Annotated in this window: 19 protein-coding genes and 1 pseudogene; 13 read left to right on the top strand and 7 right to left on the bottom strand. The window is 36.7% G+C overall.

Translation table 11 applies throughout. From position 1 onward, the window contains the following. Window positions 1–323 precede the first annotated feature (323 nt). Window positions 324–1,505, bottom strand: a complete 1,182-nt coding sequence (locus ATG70_RS16145) for a hypothetical protein (RefSeq protein WP_098445280.1) — start codon at window positions 1,503–1,505, stop codon at window positions 324–326. Between the two features lie 692 nt (window positions 1,506–2,197). On the opposite strand from ATG70_RS16145, the gene ATG70_RS16140 reads away from it, so the two are divergent. The 4 genes from ATG70_RS16140 (at window position 2,198) to ATG70_RS16125 (ending at window position 6,929) form a co-directional block, all read left to right on the top strand. After that, window positions 2,198–2,974: a transposase gene (locus ATG70_RS16140; protein WP_098445279.1), complete on the top strand. Its 777-nt coding sequence runs from the start codon at window positions 2,198–2,200 to the stop codon at window positions 2,972–2,974. Window positions 2,975–3,149: 175 nt separating this feature from the next. After that, entirely contained in the window at window positions 3,150–4,184 is a 1,035-nt protein-coding gene (locus ATG70_RS16135) for a M14 family zinc carboxypeptidase (protein WP_098445278.1), read from the top strand. A gap of 302 nt (window positions 4,185–4,486) precedes the next feature. Then, entirely contained in the window at window positions 4,487–6,139 is a 1,653-nt protein-coding gene (locus ATG70_RS16130) for a putative bifunctional diguanylate cyclase/phosphodiesterase (protein ID WP_179886305.1), read from the top strand. Continuing rightward, window positions 6,129–6,929, top strand: coding sequence for a hypothetical protein (locus ATG70_RS16125; RefSeq protein WP_098445276.1), 801 nt, complete (start codon window positions 6,129–6,131; stop codon window positions 6,927–6,929). Before ATG70_RS16130 ends, ATG70_RS16125 begins: the two co-directional genes overlap by 11 nt. 183 nt (window positions 6,930–7,112) lie before the next feature. On the opposite strand, the gene ATG70_RS16120 is transcribed toward ATG70_RS16125, so the two are convergent. From ATG70_RS16120 to ATG70_RS16110, 3 genes are read right to left on the bottom strand one after another with little or no spacing between them, the layout of a single operon-like run. Then, complete coding sequence (locus ATG70_RS16120) at window positions 7,113–7,817, bottom strand: hypothetical protein (RefSeq protein WP_098445275.1); 705 nt, start codon at window positions 7,815–7,817, stop codon at window positions 7,113–7,115. 28 nt (window positions 7,818–7,845) lie between these two features. Further along, entirely contained in the window at window positions 7,846–8,154 is a 309-nt protein-coding gene (locus ATG70_RS16115) for a hypothetical protein (RefSeq protein ID WP_098445864.1), read from the bottom strand. A gap of 39 nt (window positions 8,155–8,193) precedes the next feature. Continuing rightward, window positions 8,194–9,864, bottom strand: coding sequence for a T7SS effector LXG polymorphic toxin (locus ATG70_RS16110; RefSeq protein WP_098445274.1), 1,671 nt, complete (start codon window positions 9,862–9,864; stop codon window positions 8,194–8,196). Between the two features lie 543 nt (window positions 9,865–10,407). Here ATG70_RS16110 and ATG70_RS16105 point away from each other — a divergent pair. The 3 genes and pseudogenes from ATG70_RS16105 to ATG70_RS16095 all read left to right on the top strand — a co-directional run. After that, window positions 10,408–10,563 (top strand): annotated as a pseudogene (locus tag ATG70_RS16105) (6-phospho-beta-glucosidase); the annotation flags it as partial. Between the two features lie 118 nt (window positions 10,564–10,681). Beyond that, on the top strand, window positions 10,682–11,452 hold the full coding sequence (locus ATG70_RS16100; RefSeq protein ID WP_098445273.1) for an SDR family NAD(P)-dependent oxidoreductase: 771 nt from the start codon (window positions 10,682–10,684) through the stop codon (window positions 11,450–11,452). 146 nt (window positions 11,453–11,598) lie between these two features. Then, window positions 11,599–11,883 carry a hypothetical protein gene (locus tag ATG70_RS16095; protein ID WP_098445272.1) on the top strand — a complete coding sequence of 95 codons (285 nt, stop codon included), beginning with the start codon at window positions 11,599–11,601 and terminating at the stop codon, window positions 11,881–11,883. 75 nt (window positions 11,884–11,958) lie between these two features. Here ATG70_RS16095 and ATG70_RS16090 read toward each other — a convergent pair whose 3' ends face one another. The 3 genes from ATG70_RS16090 to ATG70_RS16085 are packed head-to-tail and all read right to left on the bottom strand — an operon-like array spanning window position 11,959 to window position 12,992. After that, the gene (locus ATG70_RS16090) at window positions 11,959–12,447 is read right to left on the bottom strand and encodes a hypothetical protein (protein ID WP_098445271.1); all 489 of its coding nucleotides are present in this window, start codon (window positions 12,445–12,447) and stop codon (window positions 11,959–11,961) included. 39 nt (window positions 12,448–12,486) lie between these two features. Then, entirely contained in the window at window positions 12,487–12,654 is a 168-nt protein-coding gene (locus tag ATG70_RS22585) for a hypothetical protein (protein WP_179886304.1), read from the bottom strand. A gap of 35 nt (window positions 12,655–12,689) precedes the next feature. Next, entirely contained in the window at window positions 12,690–12,992 is a 303-nt protein-coding gene (locus ATG70_RS16085; RefSeq protein ID WP_257147732.1) for a hypothetical protein, read from the bottom strand. 654 nt (window positions 12,993–13,646) lie between these two features. Here ATG70_RS16085 and ATG70_RS16080 point away from each other — a divergent pair. From ATG70_RS16080 to rfbD, 6 genes are all read left to right on the top strand, one after another. Next, a complete protein-coding gene (locus ATG70_RS16080; RefSeq protein WP_098445270.1) occupies window positions 13,647–14,927 on the top strand; it encodes an ammonium transporter in 1,281 nt (426 codons plus the stop codon). Window positions 14,928–14,959: 32 nt separating this feature from the next. Next, on the top strand, window positions 14,960–15,946 hold the full coding sequence (locus ATG70_RS16075; protein ID WP_098445269.1) for a DUF294 nucleotidyltransferase-like domain-containing protein: 987 nt from the start codon (window positions 14,960–14,962) through the stop codon (window positions 15,944–15,946). Then, entirely contained in the window at window positions 15,943–16,674 is a 732-nt protein-coding gene (locus ATG70_RS16070; protein ID WP_098445268.1) for an exonuclease domain-containing protein, read from the top strand. The genes ATG70_RS16075 and ATG70_RS16070 overlap by 4 nt, the downstream gene beginning before the upstream one ends. Before the next feature lie 586 nt (window positions 16,675–17,260). Further along, the gene (locus ATG70_RS16065) at window positions 17,261–18,379 is read left to right on the top strand and encodes a hypothetical protein (protein WP_098445267.1); all 1,119 of its coding nucleotides are present in this window, start codon (window positions 17,261–17,263) and stop codon (window positions 18,377–18,379) included. 1,038 nt (window positions 18,380–19,417) lie between these two features. Further along, window positions 19,418–20,437, top strand: a complete 1,020-nt coding sequence (rfbB, locus tag ATG70_RS16050) for a dTDP-glucose 4,6-dehydratase (RefSeq protein WP_098445264.1) — start codon at window positions 19,418–19,420, stop codon at window positions 20,435–20,437. After that, complete coding sequence (gene rfbD, locus ATG70_RS16045; RefSeq protein ID WP_098445263.1) at window positions 20,430–21,296, top strand: dTDP-4-dehydrorhamnose reductase; 867 nt, start codon at window positions 20,430–20,432, stop codon at window positions 21,294–21,296. The genes rfbB and rfbD overlap by 8 nt, the downstream gene beginning before the upstream one ends. The last annotated feature ends 135 nt before the right edge of the window (window positions 21,297–21,431 follow it).

Raw genomic sequence — 21,431 nt, 5'->3', positions numbered from 1 at the left:
ACCACCTCCTTAAATGATTAGTGATGTTCTAGGACAGTTCTAATGAAAAACCCAATCGGATTGATAATTAACATCTGCTTAAGAGCTATGTTAATCATATGAATGAGTTAAGTATTTATTCGTAGCGCCGACGTGGCCTGATGGAATCAATGAACGGTTCTCTTGATTGGCGGAAATAGGGGAGAACCACCAAGGACAACAAATTAATCGACTCGTGGCATTTGTGATTACTAGTAAACACTTAAACATCGTATTCGTAAGTCAAACAATCCCCCTCATAAAAAAAGTACCTCTTCCTATAAGGAAAAGGTACTTCTACACATTTATTCCGCTTTCTCAATAACCATATTCAACGTTTCTTCGATTGCCTTCAGCTCTTCCATTGCCTTTTCTTTTTCATCGGATTTAACCGCTTCAAGATAAGACTGAGCATGGGCAGAAAGAGTATTGTAAGCTTCTTCACCTTCCATGCGCTTGATGTCGCTTGAAATCATATCGATGAAGAGAGCACCTTCTAGAGCAGTAATCGTGGATTTATCTTCTCCCCATTCTTCTTCGCTTTCTTCATATTCATGAAGGGCTACTTTTGAGAAGCCACGAATAAACGCATGGTTAACAGCTTCTGGGTCGATCTCTGCTACATCGTTTTCAAGACTAAAGTTCTTCTCGATTAGTGCTGCATCTTCTTCAGCGTGGTTCGTAATGTAATTTGAAATCGATTGATAGAATGCCCATCCTTCTGCTTGTTCAACACGAGCGTGTTCAGGATCTTCTTTTGCTTCCTTCGCCGCTTTTGTGGCATACCCTTCAGGAAGAGCGCCAGTTGCAAGGTAGAACGTCTTCATCAACGTCTTATCGACCATTTGGGTTGCGAGTACAAACTGAAGGTTATCATCGTTTTCTACAGCGGTTTGCATGTCACTGAAACCACCGTCGATTTGAGAAACCATCGATGTATCGTATGCAGCATCGCGTTTTTCGACCGTTCCTTTTAACACTTCATAGTATTCTTTTGCTTCTTCAATTTCTTTGTTCACTTCTTCTGTATTGCCCCAGTTTTCCTTAACTTCATTAAACTCATGCTTTACCGTTAAATAGAAAACCTTTTGCATCAGCTTATCGTAAATTTGTTTCACAACTTCGCCATCTAGGTCACCAGATTTTCCAGCTTCTAGAGCAGAAGAGATCTGTTGATCCATTTCACCTTCTCTTTGCTCAACAAGAGGTTTTAAATCGCTATTATAAAGATCAATCACAGCTTGATAGTCTACCTCTTCACCTTCGGAAGCTTTCTCTAGTTCGGCTTTTCCTTCTTCAAATGAAGAAATGAAATCAGCATCTTCTTCCTTTTCTTCTCCATTCTCTTCATCCGCTTTTTCTGTGCTATTCTGTTCTGATTTTTCATCAGAAGCACTTTCATTGGAAGAATTACCATTTGATTGTCCACAAGCAGCTAGAACAAGTCCTAGAGCAAGAAATAAATATAAGATCTTATGTTTCAACACGTTTTGTTTCCCCCTATTTTCTATGTAGTAATCGTTATCATTTCATCATTAGCATATAGAGAATGATTCTCATTGTCAAACGGAAAATGAGAATCGGTGGGGAATAGTAGGGACGGTTCGTGTGATTCATTATAAGGAGAAGACTAGAAATAACAGTCAAAGAACAAAGATCAATCTTTCATATTTAGCGAGCGATTCAGCTTTTTTGGGGAAGAGGATCGAAAAGTTCTTAATAACTTAAAAAGATAGCAAATGCCCAGTTAAACAAACGTTTGATTAACTGGGCATAAACAGATATATCATAATATCTCCATACAGATGAAGGGAATTTTATAAGATGAAAGAATAAGTTAATGAAATAGAAATAATCAGGAGGTGAGCTCCCCATTGAACTAAATCTTAAGCTCATAAAAAATCTTATCTAAGTACTATGACTTCGTTTCCTCCAATCCCTAACTCCGTTTTGCAAAAGCCGAACCTACCACTCATTAACTTATTTTCATTCCAAATTTTAATCTCATTTTCATCTACTAGATTGATATCCAAGCCGTCTCTTCTGACAATCATCTCATCCTCGCGTTACCTAACTCTATCTCAATCGTCCCCGTTAATTTGAGAAGTATACAAATCCTATATGCTCTGACAATCAATTCAGAAATTCCACCTCGACAAATCGAATAGGGAGAGTAATCATGCCACGAGAAGCAAGAAAAAGAAGCAAAACATCGATTTATCACGTCATTTTTAGAGGAGCCAATCGCCAAGAAATTTTTCATGATGATCATGATCGGATTCGATTTCTTAACGCGCTTGAAAAATACGCCCTGTTGTACGAAATGAAATGCTATGCCTGGTGCCTTATGAACAATCATATCCATCTTCTATTAAAGGAAGGAAACGAAGAAATTTCTCTTACGTTAAAACGCCTCGCCATAAGCTTTGTCCAAACCTATCATTTTAAATATCGTACATCTGGACATCTCTTCGAAGATCGGTTTAAAAGTGAAAATGTGGAGACAGTCAAATACCTTCTTACCGTGGTGCGCTACATCCACCAAAATCCACTGAAAGCGCGGATGGTTAGGAGTGTAGATGATTGGCCATGGAGCAGTTGTACGGAATATTATCGGGGTTATTCCAAAACGAAATGGCTAGATTGTGATTATATCCTGAAATTCTATGGTCATGATCGCCGTTTAGCTATTGGCCAATTTAGGGAGTTTAATGAACGAATCACTGATGATTGTTGTTTAGAAGATGTAAACGATGAAATAAGAAGATTGACCGATGATGAAGCGAGAGTTCTCATAAAAAGAAGTCTTGGTGTAGTGGAAATCGCTCAAGTAAAGAGCCTTCCTAAAGAGAGAAGAGATCCCTTGATAAGAGAGTTAAAACGAATCAAAGGGATATCGCAACGGCAGATGGCAAGAATATTAGGTGTTTCGCAGTCATTGATTTTTAGGGCGTGAATCGGGAGAACCGTCCCACCGATTCTTAGTGCTTTAGTTGGTGATTTAAAACCGAAAGCTCCCAAGGGATAGGCCTTTCCTCCACTTTTCGCATAGAACTGCAGGGAATAACTGACATCTCTAGAATCGGATACTTTATGAACGTTATACAAAATCATAAAGGAGCTGAGAAAGCTTGAAAAAGAAAATTTTCACCTTAACACTTTCTGCCGTTATTGCTAGCACTACAATTGCAGGCGTCCCTTCATTAGCACAAGGAAATGGTCCGGATGTGAACGGAAAAGAAACGGTTCAAACAGCGATGTTAACGACTTATGAAGAGATGTCTAACTTTCTAGTGAAAGAGAATCAAAAACAAGAGAATATGGATCTGGAGGTTATCGGAAAGACGACCAAGGAGCGCGATATCTATCTAGTCAAATACATAACGAATCCAGAAAATCCTACGATTCTATTTCTCACACAGCAGCATGGGAACGAAGCGCTCACGACAGAAGGGGCGCTAGATTATATTCGTCACCTTGGTTCAAATAGTCAGGGTAATCAAGAACTGCTTGAGAATGTGAATATTTTAATACTCCCAATGTACAATGCGGATGGTGCGATGGGAGATGTGAATTTTGAGCTTGCAAATTATTTAGCTAGTGGGCGCAATTTAACGAGGTATAATGCCGATAGACTCGATCTTAATCGCGATCATGTGAATAAAGTAGCTCCTGAAACAAAGGCTTTACACGAAAATGTGCTATCGAAGTATAACATTGATTATATGATCGATTTCCATCACCAGGGCACGCAAGAAGAGTATGATGGAAAGCCAACATCAGGATCGCTTTTAACGCCGCAAAGTTCTGAGGTCACACAAGAAGTAAAAGAACAATCAAAACAATTAGCGACTGTTCTCTACCAGGGACTAGAGTCAAAGGGATGGTCTCATGTATTCAAGTATGATGAGCCAACCCAAAATCCAAATGTGGCTTCGAATGCCATGGCTCTCCAATATGATATTCCCGTCATACTATTTGAAATGAGAGGGATGGCAGACGGAAACTATGAGCCATACGTCCTTGGACAGAAATCAAATGGGTACCTCATAAAACAGGCTTTTCTTGCGATGAGCACAACGGCCGAGGCGATTGCAGATCGTTCTATTAATCAGGCAGATCCGGCGGTTTATGATCATTTGCCGGAGCAGATTTATAACTACTAGGTATTGATAAGTATTCTATATTATCCTAACTCATTTTGAATGAGATATAAAAACTGTATAGATGTCTAAAAATAATTAGTAAGGTATTTGAATAAAAAGAAAAACAGGTAAGCTTCTCTTATTACTGAGTAGCTTACCTGTTTTCTGTATTCTAAAGAAATAAATAAGCTATGTTATTAAGGTAACTTGAATTTTTATACAATAGAGGGATTTTGTTCTTAATAAAGAACTATAGTTTTAAGTATATTTACAAAAATCAATTATAAAAGTTTTTTTAGAATGCTCATAGGGAGGATGCAATGGTGAGTAACGAATTAACTCTTAATCAAGCGTTTCAGCTTGCTAGTTATGGGGTTTCGCTATATGAATGTATAGACAAAGAGGATTACAAATTAGTTTACTTTAATAACATTTCAAAAGGGATCTGGGGGTTTTCAGAAACTAGTATTAACCAAATAGTCAGCTTAAACAATGATACATCTGAACAAATGAAAGAATTTTTTAGAAATAGATCTTCGCTTTTAAATGAAGAAAGTAAAGTGGAAATGAAAAGTTTGATAGTAGGTGAAGAGGGTTCGGAGTTAGAAATCTATTCATCAAAAATCGTCTATAACAAAAGGGATTATATGCTTGAATTAATTAAGCGTACAAATCCAAGAAGGAAAGCTTTAAATCAAGAAGAAGACATGGAAGCTTTTTTATATGATAAGCAGCTTAACCTACCGAAAAGTTTTATCTTTATGGATCGCTTAAAGCATGCTCTTTCTCAAGTTACTCGTTCGAATTTCATGGTAACAGTCATTATGATTAGTATGAGCGAATTAGATGAGGTAGAAATAAATTATGGAAAAATCATTATGAGCGAATTAATAATGATTTTGTCTAATAAGTTACAATCAATTCTTCGGCAAGGGGATACGACATCTAAATTTAGTGATCATAAGTTTGGCGTTATATTATCCAATACTACGATAAGTGAAGTAAATATGATAAATAAGAGAATTATAGATACTCTATCAAAACCAATCCAAATTGACGAATATGAGTTCATGTTTAACGTGAGGACAGGGATCGCTACTTTTACCAAAGGTAGCAATAAGAATGCTCGTGAATTGGTCAGAGAGGCTAAAAATAATATACAAAAAATAAAAAACATAAGTAGTCATGAATATTTAAGAGAGAATGAAGCAGAGTTTTCAATCCTTTTAAAAAGAGCCATGGATGCAGAAGCGCTTGAAGTATATTATCAACCGCAATATCACCTTTCAAGTGGAAAAGTTGTTTCGGCTGAAGCCTTACTTCGGTGGCGTCATCCAGAAATAGGGTATATCTCTCCAGTTGATTTTATTCCTCTGGCGGAAGAAGTAGGGCTCATTAATAAACTTGGATTTTATGTAATTGAGAAGGTTGCAAATGACATAAGGTACCTAACTAAAGATAACCTGCAAGTTAAGATTGGAATCAATCTTTCAGTTAGACAGCTGTTATTGAAAGATAAATTCATTAAAAAAGTAAAACTGCTACTAAACGATATCGAGGTGAAGTTAATTGAATTCGAAATTACAGAGAGTTTAATTGGAGAAGATAGTCTCATCAACTATATTCAGGAATTAAAAGAATTAGGTTATTCAATAGCTTTAGATGATTTTGGATCAGAGCGATCGAATCTTGCTCGAGTATCAGTCCTACCGCTCGATGTCATTAAATTAGATAACAGCTTTATGTTAAATATTGAATCAGATGCTAAAAAACGAATAATCGTAACGTCTATTATTCACATGGCACATCAGTTGGGTTTAAAAGTTGTGGTTGAGGGAGTAGAGAATAAGAATCAATTTGATAAAGTTGCACATATGAAGGCAGATATCATTCAAGGGAATTTTATTTCAACCCCTGTGGGGATTACTTCATTACGAAATAAACTAAAAGAGCAGGAGAAAATAAATGAAAACTAATTTTGAAATTTATGATGTGATTAGTTACATAGTTCCTGGAGCAATCGCTTTTATTATCTCTTTAAAGTTGTTTAGTGACTTAAACTACAGTCTAAATATTATGGCCATCATGGAATCAGAGAAAGTAGGTAATAGTATAGTAGCTTTAATTTATTTTTTGTTTGTAAGCTTCTTATTAGGGCAGATTTTACAGATTGTTAGTACAATATTAGAAAAGAAGTTCACAAAGAGAATAGATTATTATGATGAATTAAAGAAAAACGATAACTTAAGAAAATGGGTCAAGGAAGCAACACTAAAAAAATTCGCTTACTATAAAGGTTTTGATATTGATACCCTAGCTTTTTTTAAAAGCAGAACGGAAGGGGTAGTTTGTGAACATAAAGAAGATGCTGAAAAAGTCCTTCAATTATTCTCACTTTATAAATCTGACATTGCTCAGAGCAACCTAGCATCAAAAATAGATATTTTTAATAGACAATACAGTTTCTATAGAAGTTTAATGATCGTGTCAGGGTTTACTGCAATTATTTCCTTAATTCTATTGATATTGAGAATAGACGTAGTGATCTTTGATTGGTTTTTGATCCTAGGAGGTTCCATAGTTCTCTTTTTTATTTTTCAAAATGGTTATAAAACTTACTCCCGAATCTATGTGAAATCAGTGTATGAAAACTTCATATTATCGGTATTGCGTTCTTCCCAAACAAAGTGTAAAGAAGAGGAAGACAATCTTACTCCAGTAGGAAGTGAAGGTGGTAGTGCAGAAAGTCAATCATCTCGAGAATAGCTGGAAAGTTCATCTGTTTTTCAATTTCAAATTGGTTTAGTTAAATATTCTATGGATGTGTACACAAAATTTCTTTCTTGCAATATTAAAGAAAGTAGAAGTATTAGTCCGATCCCTAATATATATTAAAAGGCTATTTCACCGGGTGTGGTGAAATAGCCTTTTAAATAATAGATAAGTTGGTTACTCAAACAGCGACGCAAAGGAAAACGGAGCTATGGTAAGGATTTCACCCTCACTCTCGATTGACCATGTTTGCTTATTACCTGTGATATACAAGAGAGAACCAATCATGACTTGTTCCTCTAAGTAATAATCATATAATGCATTTAACTTTCCTTGTTTCTCTTTCAGTATTTGCAGAAAGGCTGGAGGAAACAAATCAGACTCTTCACTTGTAAGCTCCTTATTTGCAAGTAATTTATCGATCACTTTTTCGAAAAGAGGCTCTTTAATTGAAAATGGTTCATGATTTACTTTTACATCGCTTAGATCCATAAGTTCGCTGAGCGCCTTTTCATTGTTTTCAGGGAATAACTTAACAATGCGGTTATCATATAAAGATTGTTGAACAGTGTAAGGGTCGTTACAGAACAAAGAAGTTGTCAGCATCGCCGAATCAGTAGCAATCTGACATCGAATCACACGAGGTGTATTCGTTAACTTCATAAGAAACTTTTCAAATGCTTCATCAACACTCTCTTCATTTTCATCGATCGTTAATAACCCTTTAGAGAGCAATCCATTTGTGGCACTATCTAAACGGGTTTCTAGTTCTTGGTCAGAAATATCTTCGAAAACCTCGTCTTTTATCGACGCTGCCGCTTGGACACCGTCTATTAAAAGTAATGATAATATGTATTCTTCAGCAGATAGAGTATAAGACATATTTGATTAATCCTTTCGATTTTCAGTTTTACTTCGAACCAGCAATTTTACCAAATATAATAAAGAAAATGATAGCTAGTACGAATAATAAAATAGCGTATAAAATTAGTAAGATTCTAGCTGCAAACCAATTAAACTTACTATAAAGTCTATTAGCTACAAATTCAGTTATGCCAAATATAGGGAATGACAGCACCATTAAAAAATCCAAGTCATGAACTACCCAACGATATAATCCATGACCTGCAGATTTACTTATTAGATATAGAAAAGAAAATAATAGATTAAAGGTTAAAGCCATTCCGATAACACCGCACGCTATTGCAAGAAACTCCATCAAGTTTATAACATCCTTTATTGTGTTAGTTGATTAATTTTATATCCACCCGAATAACTTATCTGTTGATTCATTCAATGTATCTTTAACACTCTCTAATGCATCTTTTGCAGACTCTTTGACTTTATACGTTACTTTACCAATCTCTTCGCCTGCATTACTTGCCCATTTTTTTGTGTATTTGGAAGCCCATTCGCCAACCGCACCACCTATTGCACTACCAACAACTGCACCAGCTGCTGCTCCAAATGGTGCGAAGGGGCCAGAAAGGGCACCTCCTACAATGGCTCCTACATAGGCTCCTGTCGTCGCTCCGGCGACACTACCAGCAACTTTATTTAATTCCTCCCCAACAATCCGTCCATTTGCTTCATATTGTTCTGGACCACTGAGGTTTTCTCCATTTTCCCATCTGTCAAAAATGTTCTTAACGGATGTACCCATTCCAATTACAACCGCAGCAACACCCGAAGTTCTTGCTGCAACTTTTTTAAAAGCTCCTTTTGAAATAACCATTTCTCTAGAGGAGTGTTTAATGAGCTTATTCTTAACATTTTCATGAAGAGGGCGATTTCCAGTTGTTAGTTTTATAAGAGAACTTTTTGCTTTTGTTAATTGTGTACGATTATCTACAAATTTGCCAGGGCCAGAGAAATTTTTCTTTGAATATTTTAAGTTTTTTTCTTTTATATGATTATCTTTTATTAATTTATTTACTTTTTGGATGGACCTTTTTGTCCACTCTGGACCAGTTCTTCCTTTCAGAAAATGAAGGACTTTCCGATCGTATTTAAAAGCATAATGGTTCTTTTTCTTAGTATATTCAATCCGGAGTATACCAGATTTATGTGAAGCCGTCATAATGGCTAGTGGCGCGATGGAACCAATTGCTCCATCTAACAATGCATTCAACAACGAGTCATCTTCGTTTGGTTTTGTTGTTGATTTTATATTTTTACTTTCTTCGTAATCTAGTAATAAATCTAATGCACGATTACTAGTTGAATTTTCATTGTTTATACTTCCTTGCACACTAGTAGCTATTCCACCTGGTGATTGCACCGCTTGATTTAATTTCTGAAAAAGGAAGCCGGGCTGGTAACCTTCCACACTGATCTGATTACTCTGAAACATGGAGTTGATTTGCTCGACGTAACCAGAAGCATCATTAGCACGATCGACTACACCGTCTAAATTTTTTACCTGTTGGCGGTCGTACTGATGTAATTGTTCTAGTGTTTGATCCATTTTTTCATCTGCGCTGTTTAATTGATCCATCACACTGCTATCTTGCAAAGTCGGAATCATAATAATATCATTTACTGAGTTAATGATTGTATTTGCTTCATTTGATAGTTCAGTTGTCATTGTTTTGATCTTTTTCAAACTATGGTCTAAATCATTTTTAAGAAAGTCCTCCCGAATCGTTGCCGTATTAGAGGATTCGAAAGCTTTTAATTCATTCTTCATGTTATGTAAAGCATTTCTATATTCGTCTAAAGTCGATTGATAATACTTTAGAAATGGTATATGACAATCTTGATAAAATGAGCGAATGGCCTGCCCGCCCTTACCTTTTAAAGCCTCTTCTAACTGAATAAATTCCATTACAGCAGAATCTATTTTTTTTATATCACTTTCTTGGGAGTCCAATTGTTTAAGAGTCAATTCAATACAAGAGAGAAAAGAATCTACCTCCAATGTTTTCATCGCAATATCGCCACCTTATTAGACAAAATAACTCTTTTATATAATAACATAATCTTAAGGTAATTAAGGTAATCTTTGGGAGTGGGTTAAATGGCTATTTGCTAGGAAAGTTTTTGTGGCTTACCCAGGACAAGAGGGGTGATGTGCCTTTATAGCATGATTTGTCTGTTTTTTCATTCTTGGTGAGCAAGTGATTGAGTTATATTCCAACCCCAAAGAGTAAGTAGAAGTTGAAAAAAAGAATGTAAAATAAGGGTGTTTATTATCTGAATGTTCAGTACAATAAAACCAACAAACAGCTTCAAACGGGGAGGAAACAAAGTGAGTTCTGATTTACTGCCTAAACTCCAGAAACTTTGTGAGAATACTGAAGCCTGGGGAGTTTCCGCTCAGGAGGTAGCTGATCGATTAAAGCTCCATCGTAGTAATGTTAATGTAAGCAGACAGCTCAGTAGACTTGCTGAATCAGGGTTAGTGGAAAGAAAAGAAGGTAGACCTGTATTATTCAGGAATGCCACTTATGAAACGTTAGAAAAGGTGATTGGGGTCACGGGTGATTATCACACTGCGCTTCAAGCCTTATCTGCGAACCCATTAGTTCACTCAGTAAATGCAGCAAAGAATGTCCTTGATGAATTACTTGAAGCTCATAAGGATTATTTACCACAATTTCAATCACCGCTTCCGTTTTTAAGATAGGCTTCCGTTTTAAATCATAAAGAATTATAGATTGATTATTCTAAATATTTACGTTTAAGTCAACTAACAGGGAGGAATTGTTAATAGAGAAAGAAATAGGTATAAAGGGGCTGTTCTAATGGCACGATTACAAGAAAAAGTCGTAATTGTTACTGGTGGAAGCGGAGAAATTGGTAAAGAAGCCGCGCGTTTGTTTCTAAAAGAGGGGGCAAAAGTCACCCTCGTAGATATTAATGAAGAAGCTCTTCAACAAACGCGGAGTGAATTAGAATCTTTTGGTGAGATCATATCTGTTAAAGCAGATGTTTCAAAAGAATCTGATGTACAAAATTATGTTCAAGAAACGATGGATCGATTTGGGAAAATTGATGTTTTCTTTAACAATGCAGGTATTGAGGGGAAAGTAGCACCTATTATTGAACAAAAAGTGGAGGATTTTGAAAAAGTCTTATCTGTGAATGTCATTGGTGTTTTTCTAGGATTAAAACATGTGCTACCTGTTATGACTGAACAGAACAGCGGTAGTATCATTAATACATCGTCAGTAGCTGGTTTGATGGGGAGCCCAGGAGTGTCTCCTTATGTGACATCAAAGCACGGCGTTATTGGATTAACCAAGACAGCTGCGCTTGAGGCTGCTGGATATCAGGTGCGTGTAAACTCCATACACCCTTCTCCAGTAGAAGGACGTATGATGACCTCACTTGAAGAAGGCATGAACCCAGGAAAAGGGGAAGAGGTGCATAAGCAGCAAACTGCTGCGATTCCTTTACAGCGTTATGGTGAAACGAAAGATATCGCTAATCTTGTTTTATTTCTTGCATCAGACGAAAGTAAATTCATTACAGGAAGTCAGTATAGAGTTGATGGAGGTATAGGGGCAAGCTAAAGTCCGTAAACGGTGAAAAAGTCGTATCTTATTAAAATGAATTTTGAAGATAAAAAGTGTCTTCATACAAGGGGCGAGCCTAAGAAACAATTCTATAGGCTCGTTTTCTTTCGTTATATTGAAGTGAGAACGATAAGGAGATGAAAATGGACAAAGAGACTGTAAGAAACAATCGCAAAAAAGTTGTGTTTAGATTCATTTATATTGCTTTAATGGGGTGTTTTCTTGTATTGCTTTTCGATTCGGAATCGAGTAATGATCTATTAGGTTGGGCATTCTTCACGATGTCCTGGTCTATTAAAACCCTACATTTTGGAATAAAGGAACGAGCAGATGGGAATCACAATCGTGCTTTATTTCAATTTGTGATGTCCTTTATCGGTGGGCTAATCATTGTTGCAGTAGGTGTGATTTACTTGTTTGATTTGTAGGTTAATAGAAGTATAGATTGTTTTATTCAGTTCCATTTCCAGGTGCTCCGGAAAAAGCCTTAACAACAATTGACCTTACTCAAATAGCGACTTAAACGAAAACGGAGCTATCGAAAGGAACTTCCCATCACCTTCGATCGACCATGATTGATCATAACCAGTAATATACAAAAGAGAATTCACCGTGCCTTGTTCCTCTTGGTTATAATCATATAACGCATTTAACTTTCCTTGTTTTTCTTTCAGTACTTTCAGAAAGGCTGGAGGAAACAGGTCTGTCTCTTTACTTGAAAGTTTCCTATTTCCCAGTAATTTATTAATCACTTTTTCGAAATGGCGCTCTTTAATTGAAAAAGGTTCATGTTCTATTTTGATATCGCTAAGGTCCATGAGCTGGCTGAGTGCCTTTTCATTGTTCTCAGTAAATAATTTAACAACACGATTATCATCTAAAGACTGTTGGAAAATGTAATGATCGTTACAGAACAAAGAAGTTGCTAACATCGCTGAATCAGTAGCAATCTGACATCGAATTACACGAGATGCATTCGTTATCTTCTTCACAAAGGATTCAAATTGCTCATCAATGTGTTGATTGATCGATCATAACCCTCTTGAAAGCAGTCCGTTTGTAGCGCTATCTAAACGATTTTCTAAGTCTCGATCAGAAATATTTTCAAAAACATCATCTTTGATGGATGCTGCGATCTGGTCACCGTCCATTAAAAGTAATGATAATATGTATTCTTCCATAGATAGAGTATAAGACATGTTGGGGTAATCCTTTCGTTTGTTAGTGTTAGCTACTATAATAAGTCAAACAAAATAAAAAACAAGATTGCTAGTATAAACAATAACATGGCATATAAGATGAGAAGCATCCTAGCTATAAACCAGTTGAATTTTTCATAACAGCGACTTGCTGCATATTGTGTTAGTCCCAATAATGGAAATGAGAGAATAACCAAAAGCCCAAGCTCATCGTGGGAAGCCCAACGGTAAAACCAACTACCAGCGATTTTGCTAATCAAATATAAGAAAGCAAAAAATAAATTAATCATTAAAAACATACCAGTCATGCCGCAGAAAATCGCGATATACTCCATCATTCTATTAACAACATCCTTTGCATCTTCGAAAGTGTAGTTTACAAAAACAAGAGTTTGGAAGATTTCTCTGTTGATTATACATTAAATTTTCCCATTAAGGCTAAGTGAACAGAGCTAAATGAGTGCGCTCAAATATTGTATCAAAGTCTCTAATAAGTGAGGTTTCTCTTTATCACCCTACCTTTCGTTAACAATCTGCTTGACGACCTGCGTAGACAATCGAAGTGGTATTCTCTACTAAAGATAAATAAAATGGAGAACAAATTGAATTCGCCAGTCTTGTATAAGAAAACATCATTGAACAAGTTAAACAAACGTTTGATTAAACTGCTTTTTAAACTAGCCTTTCTACTCATATTCAAAAAATCCAGGAAAACAATGAAGTGAACCACTCTAAGTCTACCGTTCACTGTTCCTATCTTCCTCTCTTCTAATCGGAAGGTCCCTTGTACCGTTGTTAAAGAGTGAATGCATTGAGAAAACACCCCTCGACGTGTCTGACTACCTTTAAAAGATAGTCAGAGAGATAATGTAACATGATTGTTGAAGACAATTTTTGTTCATGCAAAAATACTTATAAACATAAATGTCAGATAAATTAACATTTTCAAAAGTAGTCTTTTGGGGTTCTGAAAAAAGAAAGGGGAAGTTGGAATGGATTCGATGTTTCTGATGAATAGTCTTTGGGTGATGGTTTCAGCAGTACTTGTTATTTTGATGCTAGGTGGCTTCATTTTACTTGAAGCAGGATCAACCCGAATGAAAAATGCTGGCCATATTGCTGGTAAGACGATCTTCACGTTTGGGATTGCCTCATTGGTGTTTTGGGCAGTTGGATATGGATTAATTTTCGGTGAAGGAAATGCGTTCTTCGGTTTAACGGACTTTTTCTATTCAGGTTATGAAATTGAGGGGTTAGGACTTTCGGCACCAGTATTCTTCTTATTCCAGCTAGCGTTCGCAGGGATATCCTTAACGATTGCATTTGGAGGCTTTGCCGAACGCGCGAAGCTAACAGCGTATATTCTGTTTGCGGTATTATTTTCAGTTCTCGTTTATCCTGTGATTGCCCACTGGATTTGGGGCGGTGGCTGGTTAGCTGAGCACGGAAAGCAGGACTTTGCTGGTTCCACGGTTGTACACTTAACAGGTGCAATGGGCGCATTTGCCGCAACGATTCTTTTAAAGCCTCGTATTGGAAAATACAATAAAGATGGTTCTCCAAACAACATTGCTGGACATAACCAGGTATTCACGGCGCTTGGTGTGCTCGTTTTATGGGTCGGTTGGTTCGGGTTTAATGCAGGTAGTACGTTATCCGCTGACGCTGCATTCTTTGGTTTTGTTGCCATGAATACAAACTTAGCAGCAGGTGCAGGAGCCGTTGCCGCTTTAATTGTGGCGTGGGCCGTAACTGGAAAAGCGGATGTGCCAACGATGTTGAACGGTGCGTTAGCAGGATTAGTTGCCATTACAGCATCCTGTGCTTTCGTAGACACGTGGGGAGCGGTAGTCATTGGTTTAGTTGCTGGGTTTATCGTATTCTACAGCATGAGATTCTTTGAAAAACGGAAAATTGATGATCCAATTTTTGCTCTATCTGTTCACGGTGTAGCAGGCGTTTGGGGCACGTTATCAACTGGCTTATTTGCAACACCAGAACTTGCGACGGTTGGTCAACCAGGGCTTTTCTACGGTGGTGGTTTCGGTCAGCTAGGTGTTCAAGCGCTTGGCGTTGGGGCAAGTGGTGCCTATGCCTTTGTTGTCTCGTTTATCCTTCTCGTCATCATTAAGAAAGTGCTTAACGGTTTACGTGTCACCGAAGAAGAAGAGATTATCGGTCTTGATCTTAGTGAGCACGGTAGCTATGGCTATCCAGAGTTTTTGCATACGGGCAACGATTCAGGCCAACAGAGCAGCTCGAAATCAGGTTGAACGATTAATTGAGAGATAAAGGGGCTGTCAGTATGGAAGATGGTTTCGACAATTATGAAAATCTAAGAAACATGAGAGAGCAACAAATCAAGCATGTTGCCACAAACCATATTGAACTAAATCAATTCCATGATCAGCTGATGACTCAAGTCGTTCATCTTGCAATCGAGAAAGTGAAAAAAGAGTGGGGGCCACCTCCCTCTCCTTTTTCATTTTTTTTAATGGGAAGCGGTGGGCGGTTTGAACAGTCGTTATGGAGTGATCAGGATCATGGCATTGTTTATAAGAAGACGAGCGATGAGGCGCAGAACTATTTTCTTAACCTTGGAAAAGAAATTTCCGATGGCCTCCATACGGTTGGATATGAATATTGTGATGGAAATGTGATGGCGTCTAATCCACTGTGGTGTAAATCTGTTGAAGCGTGGAAAGGACAGCTTGAAAATTGGATGGAGGATGAAAGTTTCGATGCGATCCGTCATTTATTGATTTTTATTGATGCACGAGTGTTGGTAGGGAGTGAATCATTTATTGAAGCGTTAAAAGAAGTGATTCACTTAAAAATCGAAGAGGCGCCATACTTATTAAAAAGGATGTTAAAAAATACGATGCGCCTGCAAAAGGGAATTGGGGTATTTGGCCAAATTCTTGTAGAAACGCACGGGTCGCATACGGGAGAAATCAACTTAAAACAGACGGCTTTATTTCCTTATGTCAATGCAGTAAGACTTCTTGCGTTGAAGGAGAAAATGATGAACACGTCTACGTTATCAAGACTTGGTGCTTTATCAGACCATACGATTGGTCGCTCAAATCGGAAGCATTATGAAGAGGAATTTAGGCAACTTTTACAGTTCCGGCTTACATATGGGGGAAATGAAAATTATGAAGCCGTTCATTATGTGAAGATTGATGCCCTTCCTAAAGAACAGAAGAAAGAGCTAAAGGATAGGATGAAACAAGGCATTGAGCTTTACCACGACACCACAAAGTACTTCGAAAAGGGTGTTCCTAAATGAAGATGAATCAAATGGTTCAATATTTAAAGCAGCTTACTGGAAAGGTCAATACGAGCATGTACGCCTCGATTCAAGACCAATCCAACCCTCACCATATTTCCATGCTGAGACAGATGCAGAAAGAAATTAAAATGAAGAACACATTGGAAGTGCCTTTAAATCGATTACGAGTGGTCGTGTTTGATTTGGAAACAACCGGTTTTTATCCGAATAAAGGAGATGCGATTCTATCGATTGGAGCAGTAAAAGTTACTGGTGAAACAATTGAACAGGAAACATTCTACTCCCTGGTTCAGTCTAACACAGCCCCTTCTGAAGAGGTGACAGAATTGACGGGAATTAAAGTGGAGGATTTGGAAGACGCTCCCCCCCTCTCAGAAGTGCTGGCTCAATTTTATAAATTTATAAAAGGGCACACGTTAGTGGCGCATCACGCAAAACATGAACAGGCCTTTATGCAGCATGCCACCTGGAGTTTAATGCGTGCTAATTTCGATCATCGCATTGTGGACACTTCTTTTCTTATCAGAATTGCTGATCCAGAATTAAAAGGGTTTCAATTAGAGGAGTGCTGTACGAATTGTGGTGTTGAGGTAAAAGATCGCCATCATGCCCTCGGAGACGCAAAGATGACAGCTGAGCTGTGGTGTCATTATTTGAAGAAAATCCAGGAGATGGGGTTTTCGAATTTGCGTGAGGTTTATGAGCGGTTGGCGCGGTTGGGGTAGGGGGATTGTGGAGAACGAAGGTGGTTCATTTAATTTAATAAATATAAAAGTAAGAGTAATGATAATATTACTCAAAACCAGGTGAACGAATCATAATTATGATTCGTTCACCTGGTTTTTTAGTTGTTGAAAGTAGAGAAAGCAATAGAAACATCCGTAAATATTATGAAGTGTTTGATCAAAGCTAATTTTCTCTAACGAACCAACTGATCAGTGAGCAAAGAGATGCGAATGAATATGTCATAAAGGATCTCGAAATGATGATGACCAGTCATTACTGGTCGCCGATGAGTATTTAAAAACAACAACTAAAATAACCTAGAAGGTGAAATATTAATTGAATAGAGAGGAAAGGTCGGGGGAGAAAGCAGATTCTACTTAAAGAAACGTTTAATTAAAATTTTCTTTTAAGAAAGGAGAGCACTTTTTTATTATTTCGTTTTCAAAATTGATAATCACAGTTTGAAAAACTGTTCACTTCTTCGATAGTAAAATAAAGGAAATACATGATAACCTCTTGAATACTCATTAATAAATCTAGAAAAAACATAACTGATAGTTCATTAATAAGAACGGGGGGTTTTTATTGAGAAGAGTATTTGTATCAATTTTTTTATTGGTGTTATTAATATCAGGGTGTAGTAACAAAGAAGAAATATCTATTGAAAAAATTGAAGCAACAGCTACGAATGAGGAAGCACCTTCAAAGCCACTTGTTGAAAGTGAAGATACGAAACAATTGGAAACTACTAAGGAAGTTGAAGGTTCACAGCTTATTAGTAGGAATGATCTTGAGTTTCATACTATTGGTGGTGACGAGAATGGTCCATATTCTAAAGACGAATATAAAAAGCAACTTGCTATCTTATTAGATGAAGGTAAGTTAATTTTATTAAAGACCGTTGATTATAAGAGTGAGGAGTTAGGAAATTCAGGTAAAATGGACATTTTACAATTCAAAGACGGCATTCTTGGGATACAATATAATAATGACTGCTCTTGCTATCATGAGCTATATGAAAATTTAGCAGAGGCGGAAGATGCAAATAAAGTACTTGTAAAAGACGATGCTTTTTCAAGTTCTGAAGCAACTGAACTTATCGAAAAGTTCTATGAACACATCGCTAACCATAATTATTCAGAAGCATATGAATTGATTGGTACTCCATGGAAAAATGAATTAAGTTATGAATCTTTTTCATCTGGATATGCCAATACAATAGAGACAGAATTTCGGGTCATTTCAGTTGATGAAAATTCTGAGACACAAATGACAGTTCACGGTGGGCTTCGTTCAGTTGATAAATCTGATACGAGTATAATTAACAATGAGTTTGAAGTGGAATATTTTATCGAAAAACAAAATAATCAACTATTAGTTAGTAAAGGGAAAGGTACTTTGATTAAGGCCGTAGAAAGCCCACTCAGTGAAGAAGGTTGGAGCTTTGAAAGGTGGGACGACACTTCTTTAGAAGAGAAAGTTACTAAGATTGCAAGAACATGGGAGCAACAAGGACTGAATCCCAGAGGTAATGGTGTTTTAGTTTCTGTTGCTATGTTTATTGACGATCAACGAGAACAGCTTATAAAAACAGGGAGCACACTAGAAGAATTAATTTTACAATCTTATGATTCTCCTGAATTGCATCAGTATAATCCCCAAGAAAAATGCGAAAATGAATTGCCAGATGATTGGGGTTGCTAGAAAGTACAGGTTCGGTCTTTGTAAGTTCCTATTACGATGTAGACCAATAATAATTCATAGCAATATATATTTAGTGAGTTTCATCAAAAACGAGCCTTGAAGTAAAGGCTCGTTTTCATTTGTTTGATTGAACTTATTGGCATGTGGTTCTAGATTAATTGTATGTAGATCCTTAGAAGAAACAGCATTTGCTACAGAAAGGGACTGCTTCTTTTAAAATGGCATTCTTACTTTGTTTTGCTAAATCGGTATATTTATTCAAGCATTTTTTTAACTTTAAAAGAAGCTCTACAGCTATTTTCCCTTCTGTAACACGTTGATCAAAAGTTAAGGTAAGGGAAAGCGTTTCTACACCATTATCTTCAGCGTACCCCATTCCAATAATAGCAAAATTTATTTTTACTGCTGAGCGGAATTAACCATAGAATTTCCAGATTAGTTAGATCTGAAATGTTAAAGGTAGCACTTGTTAGTGAATCAATGGTTAGTAAACATGGCATTGAAAACCTTATATTCCTTGAGTAAAGCGGCCTGAAAAGCTCTTGCAGCTGCGATACCAGTAAACTCTTGTCCAATACATGTGTGGACAGTGCCATAGAGTTTTCCTTTAGAAAACAGGTCAAGTAGCGTTTGTTCGGTTTCTCTTATTAAAAATCCTGTCTAAATAATTGTTTTGTAAACAATTAGAGACGAACTTTTTACAAGACTCATGAAATCTCCGCCAATTAACATTTGACTTGTTCTCTTTAAAGAACATATAATCATAATAAGATATCGAAATAAAATTTTTCCACTTTCTATGATTGTACACTATTAAGAACGATTTGTCGTCACCTTTCCAATTCGAATACTCCTTTGCTTGTTCATTAGTATTATCCTTCATTTAAAAATGTTATTCCTTTAAAGTATGAATATTGAGGTGGTGTTGATCACAATTTTTATTTGTAAGTGATTCCGTATTCTATGAGCAACTTGTTCACAGAAAGCAGATCTCAATCTGCAATGCTTAAATCAATTGGAAATTGGAGGCGAGTGAAGTTGAATTTATTAGTAACAGGTGGAGCTGGATTTATCGGGAGTAACTTTGTGCATTATATTCTTGCTCAATATCCCGAATATAAAGTAATCAATTATGATTTATTAACTTATGCAGGTAATTTGGAGAATTTAAGAGATCTTGAAGACAACATGAATTATACGTTTATAAACGGAGATATTACAAATCATTTGTTGGTTAATGAGATAGTCAAAAAACATGAAATAAATATTATCGTGAACTTTGCAGCCGAATCTCATGTCGATCGAAGTATTACAAACCCCGATGTTTTCATCAGGAGTAACGTACTTGGAACACAGGTATTGTTAGATGTAGCGAAAGAAAATAAAATTGATAAATATGTACAAGTTTCTACTGATGAAGTATATGGGTCGCTCGGTGCCATTGGAGCCTTTACTGAAGCTACTCCATTGAGTCCAAATAGCCCATATTCTGCGAGCAAAGCAAGTGCAGATTTATTGGTTCAGTCTTATTATAAGACATTTGATATGAATATAAATATCACCCGATGCTCAAATAACTATGGACCGTATCATTTTCCAGAAAAGCTTATCCCCCTAACAATTACAAATGCATTAGAAGGAAAAGAACTTCCTATCTATGGAGACGGCAAAAACGTTCGAGACTGGTTACATGTTAAGGATCATTGTTCTGCAATTGATTTAGTTATTCATAGTGGACGAGCGGGAGAAGTTTACAACGTTGGAGGTCATAACGAAAGAACAAATAACGAGATTGTTCATTTAATAGTTGAAAAGTTAGGGGTGTCTAAAGGACTGATTAAATATGTGCAGGATCGCCCTGGGCATGACCATCGTTATGCGATTGATCCCACAAAGTTAACAAGTGAACTTGGCTGGAAACCTTATTATACTTTTGAAACAGGTATTAAAGAAACAGTTCAGTGGTATATAGATAATCAGCAATGGTGGAAAAATATTAAATCTGGTGATTATCAATTTTATTATGCTAACCAGTATGGAGATAAAATAAATGCATGAAGTAATTCTTGTCACAGGCAGTAGCGGACAATTAGGCTATGACTTAGTAAGATTACTTAAAAAAGAGGAAGTACAAGTTATCCCATGTAGTCATGAAACGTTAGATATTACAAATTCAGAGGATGTTAAGGAATATTTTGAACAAGTTATTCCAACAGTTGTCATTCATTGCGCAGCATATACAAATGTTGATTTATCTGAATCCGACATAGATTATACCTACAAAGTAAATGCGATTGGGACACGTAATGTTACAGTAGCTGCCGAATCTGTTGGGGCAAAAATAGTATATTTGAGCACAGATTATGTATTTGATGGAGAAAGCGATGTTCCCTACAATGAATTTATGCCGACATCACCTCTTGGTATTTATGGCCAGTCCAAATTAGCTGGTGAGAATTTCATTACTAGTTTAGCAACGAAATATTTCATTGTTAGAACTTCTTGGATCTTTGGTTCAAATGGAAATAACTTTGTTCAAACGATGTTGAAACTATCAAAGGAAAAAGATACTCTGAATGTTGTCAATGATCAAAGGGGATGTCCAACATACTCGATTGATTTAGCTAACTGTATCTTAAATTTGATTAAAACAGACTACTATGGCATTTACCACGTATCCAACTCAGGCTCCTGCACATGGTTTGAATTCGCAGTTGCTATTTTTGAGGAAGCTAGAGTAGAAATTCGAGTGAACCCGGTTAGTACAGAAGAGTTTCCTAGATTGGCCACGAGACCTTCCTATTCAGTATTAGATCATATGGCTCTTCGTCTAAATGGAATGCCCGAGATGAGGCATTGGCGTGAGGCGCTAAGAAGTTACTTGAAAGCAAGTAAATCTTTAGAGGAGAAAGTTTGATCATTCATGAAATAAAGTTTTCTCTTTATAAGCTATTGCGGTAGTAAGAGTAGTGAGTTAAATACGGATTTAGATAGAAATATGTTTTCTGCTAAAAGATAATACTCTTGTGTTCTTAATAAAAAACGGTATAAT

This window comes from Bacillus sp. es.036 (genome assembly GCF_002563635.1).
GTDB lineage: Bacteria > Bacillota > Bacilli > Bacillales > Guptibacillaceae > Guptibacillus.
This window is presented reverse-complemented; position numbering and strand designations above follow the sequence as displayed.

What these genes read in the sequence shown, in the direction of transcription:
- ATG70_RS16120 (WP_098445275.1), bottom strand. Translation starts at nt 7,817, where the DNA reads ATGTCTTATACTCTATCTGCTGAAGAATACATATTATCATTACTTTTA.
- ATG70_RS22585 (WP_179886304.1), bottom strand. Translation starts at nt 12,654, where the DNA reads ATGTCTTATACTCTATCTATGGAAGAATACATATTATCATTACTTTTA.
- rfbD (WP_098445263.1), top strand. Translation starts at nt 20,430, where the DNA reads ATGCATGAAGTAATTCTTGTCACAGGCAGTAGCGGACAATTAGGCTAT.
- ATG70_RS16140 (WP_098445279.1), top strand. Translation starts at nt 2,198, where the DNA reads ATGCCACGAGAAGCAAGAAAAAGAAGCAAAACATCGATTTATCACGTC.
- ATG70_RS16110 (WP_098445274.1), bottom strand. Translation starts at nt 9,864, where the DNA reads ATGAAAACATTGGAGGTAGATTCTTTTCTCTCTTGTATTGAATTGACT.
- ATG70_RS16085 (WP_257147732.1), bottom strand. Translation starts at nt 12,992, where the DNA reads ATGATGGAGTATATCGCGATTTTCTGCGGCATGACTGGTATGTTTTTA.
- ATG70_RS16125 (WP_098445276.1), top strand. Translation starts at nt 6,129, where the DNA reads ATGAAAACTAATTTTGAAATTTATGATGTGATTAGTTACATAGTTCCT.
- ATG70_RS16070 (WP_098445268.1), top strand. Translation starts at nt 15,943, where the DNA reads ATGAAGATGAATCAAATGGTTCAATATTTAAAGCAGCTTACTGGAAAG.
- ATG70_RS16115 (WP_098445864.1), bottom strand. Translation starts at nt 8,154, where the DNA reads ATGGAGTTTCTTGCAATAGCGTGCGGTGTTATCGGAATGGCTTTAACC.
- ATG70_RS16095 (WP_098445272.1), top strand. Translation starts at nt 11,599, where the DNA reads ATGGACAAAGAGACTGTAAGAAACAATCGCAAAAAAGTTGTGTTTAGA.
- ATG70_RS16080 (WP_098445270.1), top strand. Translation starts at nt 13,647, where the DNA reads ATGGATTCGATGTTTCTGATGAATAGTCTTTGGGTGATGGTTTCAGCA.
- ATG70_RS16100 (WP_098445273.1), top strand. Translation starts at nt 10,682, where the DNA reads ATGGCACGATTACAAGAAAAAGTCGTAATTGTTACTGGTGGAAGCGGA.
- ATG70_RS16075 (WP_098445269.1), top strand. Translation starts at nt 14,960, where the DNA reads ATGGAAGATGGTTTCGACAATTATGAAAATCTAAGAAACATGAGAGAG.